Origin of the sequence: Acetobacter sp. AN02, from assembly GCF_029759835.1 — a bacterium.
Lineage (GTDB): Bacteria > Pseudomonadota > Alphaproteobacteria > Acetobacterales > Acetobacteraceae > Acetobacter.
The window spans coordinates 1-1,096 of record NZ_JAJJND010000186.1; the positions used below are offsets into that span (position 1 = coordinate 1).

Genomic DNA, 1,096 nt, shown 5'->3' on the forward strand with positions numbered 1-1,096 from the left:
CGTCGAACAACCTTGGCGCATCATGTCAATCGGACTGCGCAATTGGGCGCATAGGTTATAGCAATCAACGGTTGGTAGAAGCCCCTTTCTGAGCAGGGACGCCGATGTCCGATGTGCCTTGAGATGTGTTGCATCGATCAACAGACACTTCGAACGGCCAGCCTGTTCTGTCAGGGCGACGAAGATCCTGTCAAAGGCACCAGTGTGCCCCCATCAGATCGGCGCGATAGCAGGACATAGGACGCTCAATGAGGCGGACAGATACGCGCGCGCGGCCATCAGGCCCCATGGCGGACGAGAGGATGGCAGCCCTCGTAAGAAAGAAAATTGTCTAACCGGATTATTTAATCTGCCACAAAATAGCGGATTTCTGTAGATTTTCCGGATGAATGGTGAGCCGGGTGGGACTCGAACCCACGACCATTCGATTAAAAGTCGAATGCTCTACCGGCTGAGCTACCGGCTCACTTGGTGCCTCTCCTGGCTTACCATGCGGATTGTGTCAAGCGTAAAGCTGCCCTGCTTCTGTAATCTCCGGAATTTCCTTCCTGAAGTTGTCGTAAAAATACATGATTAATAAGGGGATTTACAAAATATGCTTATCATTTTCAGTCCTGTCGATATGCTGAGCCTGATGGCGGGGAGATAACGCCTCACCCGCCCGCTGATGTCTGTTTTCCGCTTTCGAGCAGGGCTGCAACGGTATCGGTCGGTCTGGCGCTTCCGAAGAGAAACCCCTGGGCCACGGGGCAGCCGAACTCGCGGAGAACGGAATACTGCTCCTCCGTTTCCAGCCCCTCTGCAATCACATTCAGGGACAGGGCTTTCCCCAGCCGGACGATCGATTCCACGATTGCGCGGATCGAGGTCTCCTGCATCATATCCTTCGTGGAATCGCAGTCGATTTTCAGACTTTCAACCGGATAGTTCCGCAGAAAGCCGAACGAGGAATAACCGGTGCCGAAATCATCAAGGGTGATGCGGATCCCGGCCTCACGCAGCGTCGAAAGGGCCCGTGTGACATAATACCAACCGTTTCTTGATCAGACTCACGGGGTACCCATTGGGCTAAAAATGTGATTCACAGGATGCTGAT

The 1,096-nt window shown here is 53.5% G+C and carries 1 tRNA gene and 1 pseudogene; both read right to left on the bottom strand.

Features of this window, described 5'->3' with window-relative positions:
- Positions 1-390: 390 nt before the first annotated feature.
- Positions 391-466: transfer RNA gene (locus LOC54_RS12280), tRNA-Lys, on the bottom strand.
- Between the two features lie 187 nt (positions 467-653).
- Positions 654-1,004: pseudogene (locus LOC54_RS12285) on the bottom strand (EAL domain-containing protein); the annotation flags it as partial.
- Between the last annotated feature and the right edge of the window lie 92 nt (positions 1,005-1,096).